We start from the raw sequence: 6,197 nt of genomic DNA, 5'->3' as shown, positions 1-6,197 counted from the left end.
TAGGCATTATCGAGAGCGGCCGGCCGACGGCGCATAAGATGCATACCACCTTAAATTCAGTCGCCGGCGACTCCCCAACACCGAAGATTCGGACGGCGATCACAACGAAAGGATGGCATCGATGTCGGACCCCCGGAACGTCGCGCACGACAAGAAGGTCATGGACGAGAAGAAGAAGCACGGCGAGGCGGCGGTGCCGGACGCGAGCGAGACGCCGCAGCCCGGCAGGAAACCGACCCTGGTGCAGAACGACTCGCCCGGCGACAGCTACCAGCAGCACGCCCAGCTCGACCCCGAGGCGAATGAGCAGAAGGAGTGAGGTTCCACCGCTGCTGGCGATGTTCAACGATCGCCGGCGATGCGGCCGAGCGATCGGGTGCCTGGACCTCGACTCGAGTGTGGGGATCGCAGAATGGCAATGGATGACGCGGGCAGGCACATAGTGCTCGGGCTGGGCGGCGTTTTCGTGCGAGCTCGCAACCCGGCGGCGCTCGCGTCCTGGTATCGGGAGAATCTGGGATTCGACGTCCACGACTTCGGCGGCTCGTTCGGCGCGATCTTCAATTTCGCCGAACGAGAGGCCGGCTACCAGGTCTGGACCGTCTTCCCGGCCTCGACGACGCACTTCGGGAGCGCTACGCAGCCGCAGATGCTCAACTTCCGCGTCGCCGACCTCGACGGACTGATGTCACAACTGAGGTCCGCCGGCGTGCCCGTGGAAGACAAGATCGAGAGGTCGGAATATGGAGCTTTCGGCTGGTGCCGGGATATCGAAGGGAATCGAGTCGAGTTATGGCAGCCGCCCGAGACTGAGGTGAGCTGATAAGGTCTTGTGACGTGCGCCCACGAAAGTAGACCTTCGCATTTGCGAATTCGGATACGATGAGGCTCCCTGGATTAGGAGCCTTGAGCCATGAAGAGATCCAAGTCCACCACCGAGCAGATCGTATTCGCCCTACGTCAAGCCGAGGCCGGCCTGGGCGTCGAGGAGACGTGTCGGAAGTTGGGCGTGAGCCAGGCCACGTTCTTCCGATGGAAGGCCAAGTACGGCGAGCTCGGGACGCCCGAGGTGAGGCGCCTGCGGCTCCTCGAGGAGGAGAACCTGAAGCTCAAGCAGCTGGTGGCCGACCTGAGCCTCGACAAGAAGATGCTCCAGGACGCCCTGGCAAAAAAAGCCTGACCCCGCCGCAGCGCAGGACGATCGTGGCGGACCTCTCGGTCCGCTACGGCGTCGGCGTGCGGCGGGCCTGCGAGGCGACCGGATTCCCGCGAGCGACTCACAACTACAAGCCCCGTCGCGAGTCGCAGGAGGCGCTGCGGATGCGCCTCCGCGAGTTGGCGACGGACCGCGTGCGTTACGGCTACCGGCGGCCCCACGTCCTGCTCCTGCGCGAGGGCTGGGCCGTCAACGTCAAGCGGGTCTACCGCCTCTACGGCCTGGAGCGATTGGCCTTGCGGCGGAAGAGCCCGAGGCGACGGGTGAGCCCTCGCCATCGCGACGACCGGCCCGCCGTCGAGGCGGCCGATCAGGCCTGGGCGATGGACTTCATGAGCGACGCACTCGCAGACGGGCGCAAGCTCCGCGTGCTGACCGTCATCGACCTGTTCACGCGCGAGGGCCTGGCCATCAGGGTCGGCGTGCGCTTCACCTCGGGGCGGGTCGCAGAGATCCTGGCCGAGGTCGCGCGGGGCCGAGTGGCCCCACGCGAACTCCGGGTCGACGACGGCCCGGAGTTCACGGGCAAGATGCTCGACCTCTGGGCCTACCTCAACGGCGTGACCCTGGATTTCAGCCGGCCGGGCAAGCCGACGGACAACGGCTTCATCGAATCCTTCAACGGTCGGGTCAGGGAGGAATGCCTCAACCAGGGTTGCTTCACCGACCTGGAGGACGCCCGGGAGGAGGTGGAAGCCTGGCGGATCGATTACAATGAAGTCCGCCCGCACAGCGCCTTGGGATACCTGGCCCCCAAGGAGTTCGCATCAGCGATGGCCGGGAAGAAGACCGCCTCGTCCGACCGAAAAACTCTCGTTTAGCCGGTCCAATTTCCCGGGGCAGGTCAGTCCGACCGAAAAACTCTCGTTTAGCCGGTCCAATTTCCCGGGGCAGGTCAGGACAGGCCACCCCGACCGAGATCTATCGGACCAAGCGGATCGAGCAGGTCCAGTGCAACGTCAACCCGTTCGTGATCGACCCGACGCTCCTGGAGCGGGTGGTCTCGGACATCGACGTCACCGTCGGTCCGCTTGCGGACGCGGACGACTCCTCGCCCCCGGTCGGGCCGAGCCCGATCCCGAGCGCCGGGACGACCGACGCCGTCGGCGAGGTGCAGATCACCGCCCTCCTGCCCAACCCGATCGGGGCGGACGAGGGCAAGGAGACGGTCAAGCTGGCCAACCCGACCGAGGCCGAGGTCGACCTGGCCGACCGCGAGTTCCCGCTGACCGGGAAGCTCCCGCCCGGCGAGAGGGTCACGTTCAAGCTGGCGGACACCCTGATGGTCCTGGGGAACAACGGCGGCTAGGTCAACCTCTTCAACGCCTCGGGGGCGAAGATCGAGACGGTGTTCTACACCTCCCAGCAGGCCCGGCCGGGGGTCTTCGTGCTCTTCGGAGATTGACGCGGAAGCGGCACCCCGCCGAGGAGGTCAGCCTCCTCGGCGATGCCTCAGTCGCCCCGGGTGTCCCCGTAGACATACTCGGTCTTGGTCACGGCGTCGGGGCGGCACCAGTCGAGGCGCTGGACGGACTCGAAGAACGAGCGTGCCAGGGCGGCCTGAGGCCTCGTGAACCGCTCCTCCTTGTCCTTGAGCCGGCAGGAGAACTCCGCCACCAGCGGCCTGCCGCCCTCGCCGTCGGACCAGAGGATCAGGGCGGCCGACGCCTCGTCGTCCTCCCCCGGCCCGAGCCCATCGAGGGCGACCTTCGCACCCGTGAACACCCTCTCGAAGGCGGTGATCCTGCGGACGGCCCCCAACGCTGTGTCCGCCGGGCAGGCCCGCCCGTCGTGCGTCAGCGTGCCCAGGACGGGGAAGATCGCCCCGGCCTCCCCGAGTGTGCGGGGCGTGTCGGCCGCGCCCTTCACCGTGTTCGAGTGCGAGAACCGGCAGCGAAACGGAGGGGCGATGTCCTCCTCCAGCTTCTCGTCGGGGGCCAGGCCCGCCGCTGCGGCCAGGTCGGTCCCGGCGGCGAAGTAGCGGTCCTCCGAGCGGCACTTGAGGGTGTATTCCGGAGCCCCGTTCCCGTCACGCCTGCGGAGCACGAGGCCGTTACGCCTGAGGGTCAGGTCGGGCGTGTCGAGGAAGACGATCGTCCGCTCCTCCTGCTCGTCGAGCCTGCCCTTCGCCCGGACCGAGGTCATGGTGCCCGCCAGGGCCTCGACCTCGGCCCAGAACTCGTCCACGGAGGGCCGCCGGTCCCTGAAGGGGCGGTGGTCGAGCATGGCCTTGTACTCCCGTGAGACGACCTTCATGGTGCCGTTCCCCCGCTTGGCTTAGGACGCAAGACGCCCATCGGCAGGCCAGGTGTTTCATGGACTCCGGCATGCGTCAATGATACTGACTGCAGCGTAGCCAAAGGAACACTTGTGCGGCTTCCGTCTTAGTAAGGACATGAGACCCGTCGGAACCGCGCAGGAACTGGAACGTCGCCGTCGCGACGCCGTCGAGCTGATGCGGCGGGGGGAGTCGCCCACCGTCGTCGCCCGCACCCTGGGGGTCGGCCGCACCTCGCTGTATCGCTGGCTCGCCCTGGCCGAGAATTCTCCCGAGGCCCTGGCCGCCGGGCCCCATCCCGGTCCCCGGCCCCGGCTGACCGACCAGCAGCTTCGGGAGGTGCAGCGACTGCTGCTGGAGGGAGCCCGGTCCCACGGCTGGCCCGACGATCTTTGGAGCGCCGGCCGGGTCGCCGAGCTCGTCCGTCGCCGCTTCGGCGTCGGGTACCATGTCGAGCACGTCCGCAAGATCCTCCGACGGCCGCTGCGTTGGAGCAGTCAGAGGCCACAGAGGAAGGCCCGGCAGCGGGATGAAGATCGGATCGCCCACTGAAGGGCCGAGGAGCTTCCCCTCATCCTCGAGGAGGCGGCCCACCTCGTCTTCCTCGACGAGTCGGGCTTCCAGCTCTCGCCGGCGGTCCGTCGCACCTACGCCCCGAGGGGCCGTACGCCGATCGTCGAGGCTTGGCATCGCAAGGGGCGGATCTCGGCGATCGGCGCCGTCACCGTCAGCCCGAAGCGGCGCAGGCCCAGCCTCTACTTCCGCCTCCTGCCCGACGACGCCAACGCCCGGGGCGAAGATTCCGTCGCCTTCTTGAGAGGCCTCGAGGCCCATCTCGGCGGACCGATGACGATCCTCTGGGACCGGATCCGGATCCATGGCCGATCGAGCCTCGCGAAGGCCTACCTGGCGAGGCATCCGGAGATCGTCGCCGAAGACTTCCCCGGCCACGCCCCGGAGGCCAACCCGGACGAGGGGTGTGGGGCTGGACCAAGTACCATCGGCTGCCGAACTACGCCCCGGAGGATACGGCCGAGCTGCGATTGCGGCTCTGCCGGGAGCTGTCGGCCCTGCGTCGACGGCCGGACCCCTTGGCCTCGTTCATCCGCCACGCCGAGATCCCGCTCAGGTTGTAAACGTTGTCGCTTCGGCCAGGCTGGAGTCAGTAGCGTTCCGTAAAACGCGGGTAAATGGGCGGGTCGCTGTGGAAAGGGACCGACGCCCGCACCACGTCGAGGACGCCGACACCCACGCCTCGATCTCGATGGTAGGACCTGACCGCTGTTGATAGACTCGCGCCGGGCGTCCCCGGCGTGGGGTAGGCCCGGTCTCTCCTTCAAAAGCGAGGTGTCGGGTTGTATCCATTCCGGATCCTCACATTCAACGGCGGCGGCATCCGAGGCGCCTTCGGCGTCGCTTTCCTGGCCCGGCTCGAGGAGCTGACCGGTGCACCGGTCGTCGACCACTTCGACCTGATCGCGGGGACGTCGACCGGTGCGATCATCGCCGCGTCGCTGGCGCTGGGCCTCCCCGCGAGCGAGCTGGAGCGCTTCTACCGCGAGGACGGGGGGGAAATCTTCCACGCGCGCGAGCCGTATCGGGCCCGGGGCTTCATGCGACCGCTTTACCCGCTGGCCTCGCGCGTCCTCCGGCGCCGGACCGGGCAGGGCATGGACAGCTTCTTTCGCGCCCGCTACTGCCCCTTCCGGCTCCGGACCTCCCTCACGAAGGTCTTCGGGGACCGCACCATCGGCGACCTCACCCGGGCCCGGGTGATCATCCCCTCCGTGAACCTCTCGCTGGGCCAGGCGCGCATCTTCCGAACGCCCCACCTGCCTTCCGCGGAGGCCGACCGCGACCTGACGATCGTCGACGTCCTCCGCGCCGCCACGGCGGCGCCGACCTACTTCCCGCACAAGGTCATGCCGGACGGCCACGCGTATTGCGACGGCGGGGTCTGGGCGAACGCACCAGCGGTCGTCGCGATGGGCGAGGCGATGAAGATCCGCCAGCTCTGCGACCGGCCTTCCTGCGACCCCGCCTACGACACGTCGACGATTCGGCTCCTCTCGATCGGCACGGGCCGGACGACCTACTCCCTCAAGCCCCCCGGCGCCGACGCGGGCCTCCTATACTGGTCGAGCCGGATCGCCGATGTGATGGGCGTCTCGCAGATGCAGGGCGCCCAGCTCCCGATGGAGTTCGCCCTCGGCGACCGCTATCACCCCGTCGACTTCGACCTGCCGAATCGCTCGTGGTCCCTAGACGGGGTCGATCACATCCCCGAGCTGATGGCCCTGGGACGTCAATCGGCTGAGGCCCATCTCTCGAGGATCCAGGAACAATTCCTGGTCGGCCTCGCGATGGCCTACGTGCCCTACCCGGAGACGCGGGCGGTTCAAGAGGTCTCATGATGGGCGGGAGGGATTGGTGGTTTGTAACCGCTCACGTCCCGACGGGGATGAGCGAAGGCGGCGCGTCGCCTTCGCGGTGGGCCTCCATCGCCTCCACCAGGAAGCCGAGCAGCTCGCGGGATTGGCGTCGGCAGGCCTCGATCATCGTCAGCATCCGCCCGACGAACCGCGAGCCGGCCGGCGAGTCGTCCCGAGGCTGGTCTTGCGCTACCAGACCGCGTGACGGAGCGACCGCTCGACTGCGTTGTTCGTCGGCTCGACGCCCTCGGCCTTCGAGAAGGTCCACACC

The 6,197-nt window shown here is 67.9% G+C and carries 8 protein-coding genes and 2 pseudogenes; 8 read left to right on the top strand and 2 right to left on the bottom strand.

What is annotated here, in order from left to right:
* The first annotated feature begins 121 nt into the window (after window positions 1-121).
* The 4 genes from G6O68_RS31245 to G6O68_RS31230 all read left to right on the top strand — a co-directional run bounded on the left by G6O68_RS31245 (window position 122) and on the right by G6O68_RS31230 (window position 2,525).
* Window positions 122-319 (top strand): hypothetical protein, encoded by a 198-nt coding sequence (locus G6O68_RS31245; RefSeq protein WP_165253570.1) that lies wholly within the window; start codon window positions 122-124, stop codon window positions 317-319.
* Between the two features lie 93 nt (window positions 320-412).
* Window positions 413-823 (top strand): VOC family protein, encoded by a 411-nt coding sequence (locus G6O68_RS31240; protein WP_206108282.1) that lies wholly within the window; start codon window positions 413-415, stop codon window positions 821-823.
* Window positions 824-913: 90 nt separating this feature from the next.
* A protein-coding gene (locus G6O68_RS31235; RefSeq protein WP_390625415.1) for an IS3 family transposase occupies window positions 914-2,037 on the top strand; the annotation gives its coding sequence in 2 pieces (ribosomal slippage) (window positions 914-1,178 and window positions 1,178-2,037; 1,125 coding nt in all).
* Between the two features lie 149 nt (window positions 2,038-2,186).
* Window positions 2,187-2,525, top strand: a complete 339-nt coding sequence (locus G6O68_RS31230) for a lamin tail domain-containing protein (RefSeq protein WP_165253578.1) — start codon at window positions 2,187-2,189, stop codon at window positions 2,523-2,525.
* Window positions 2,526-2,668: 143 nt separating this feature from the next.
* On the opposite strand, the gene G6O68_RS31225 is transcribed toward G6O68_RS31230, so the two are convergent.
* The gene (locus G6O68_RS31225) at window positions 2,669-3,472 is read right to left on the bottom strand and encodes a hypothetical protein (RefSeq protein WP_165253576.1); all 804 of its coding nucleotides are present in this window, start codon (window positions 3,470-3,472) and stop codon (window positions 2,669-2,671) included.
* A gap of 139 nt (window positions 3,473-3,611) precedes the next feature.
* Between G6O68_RS31225 and G6O68_RS31220 the strand changes: the two genes are divergently transcribed.
* The 4 genes and pseudogenes from G6O68_RS31220 to G6O68_RS31210 all read left to right on the top strand — a co-directional run bounded on the left by G6O68_RS31220 (window position 3,612) and on the right by G6O68_RS31210 (window position 5,908).
* On the top strand, window positions 3,612-4,046 hold the full coding sequence (locus tag G6O68_RS31220) for a winged helix-turn-helix domain-containing protein (protein WP_165253574.1): 435 nt from the start codon (window positions 3,612-3,614) through the stop codon (window positions 4,044-4,046).
* Window positions 4,047-4,067: 21 nt separating this feature from the next.
* Window positions 4,068-4,415: pseudogene (locus tag G6O68_RS33770) on the top strand (transposase); the annotation flags it as partial.
* 56 nt (window positions 4,416-4,471) lie between these two features.
* Window positions 4,472-4,630: a hypothetical protein gene (locus tag G6O68_RS33130; RefSeq protein WP_240911581.1), complete on the top strand. Its 159-nt coding sequence runs from the start codon at window positions 4,472-4,474 to the stop codon at window positions 4,628-4,630.
* A 219-nt stretch (window positions 4,631-4,849) separates the two neighbouring features.
* Entirely contained in the window at window positions 4,850-5,908 is a 1,059-nt protein-coding gene (locus G6O68_RS31210; RefSeq protein WP_165253572.1) for a CBASS cGAMP-activated phospholipase, read from the top strand.
* A 31-nt stretch (window positions 5,909-5,939) separates the two neighbouring features.
* Here G6O68_RS31210 and G6O68_RS33125 read toward each other — a convergent pair.
* Window positions 5,940-6,197 (bottom strand): annotated as a pseudogene (locus G6O68_RS33125) (IS66 family transposase); the annotation flags it as partial.

It is taken from the genome of Paludisphaera soli (assembly GCF_011064595.1).
In the GTDB taxonomy this organism is placed as follows: domain Bacteria; phylum Planctomycetota; class Planctomycetia; order Isosphaerales; family Isosphaeraceae; genus Paludisphaera; species Paludisphaera soli.
This window is presented reverse-complemented; position numbering and strand designations above follow the sequence as displayed.